We start from the raw sequence: 667 nt of genomic DNA, 5'->3' as shown, positions 1-667 counted from the left end.
TTGCCACGGCTGTTGCGGATTGAGCTTGCCCATCTCCTGCTGAGACCACTGCGGGGAGGCCGGAATATCAAATTGTTGCCAGCCGAAGGTCAGCGGCGGCAGGGATTGTACTTTGCCGTTATTCTCAAAGGCCATCTGGCGTGCGGTGGTCAGTGTGGTGATAAACGCGGTTTCCTGATATTCAAGCAACAGGCGGGAGACCAGTGCCGGTTCATCTTCACCGTTTGCTTTTTCAGCCAGCGTTTCCAGACGGTGGAACATCAGCACCTGGCGGCACAACCGGCGGGTACGCAGATCAAACCCGTAAGCATAACCGGAGAACGGATCCTGACGGCACAACCAGCCGGAGCCGGCGTTAAACAGTGGTTTTTCATCCGGTTTTACAGTGCGTTCGCCATAATCGAACACCAGCACAAACAGCCAGCCGGCTTTTGTGGCGTCGGTGTCGTTCAGGCAGACAAATGTGCGCCCGGCCGTGATATTGCCGTAATGAACTTCGCTGAGATAGCGCTGGCAGTGGCTGCCCGGATGCGCAGTTTTTTCCTGCACACTGCAATTTACATCGTCTTCCGCGCGGTAACGGTAATAAATCTGTTCACCGGTAGCGGAGACGGAAGCGTTCAGCAGCCAGCGGGCGGTGTTGCCGCCGTTACTGATACGGGCGACG

At 56.5% G+C, this 667-nt stretch carries 1 protein-coding gene; it reads right to left on the bottom strand.

Features of this window, described 5'->3' with window-relative positions:
* On the bottom strand, nt 1-667 hold a 667-nt coding region (locus ACMHKJ_RS19335), incomplete at both ends, for a SpvB/TcaC N-terminal domain-containing protein (RefSeq protein ID WP_413496476.1).

Origin of the sequence: Morganella psychrotolerans (assembly GCF_965118875.1) — a bacterium.
Classification (GTDB): domain Bacteria; phylum Pseudomonadota; class Gammaproteobacteria; order Enterobacterales; family Enterobacteriaceae; genus Morganella; species Morganella psychrotolerans_C.
Note: the sequence above shows the minus strand (reverse complement) of the source record. Positions and strands in the feature narration are given on the sequence as shown.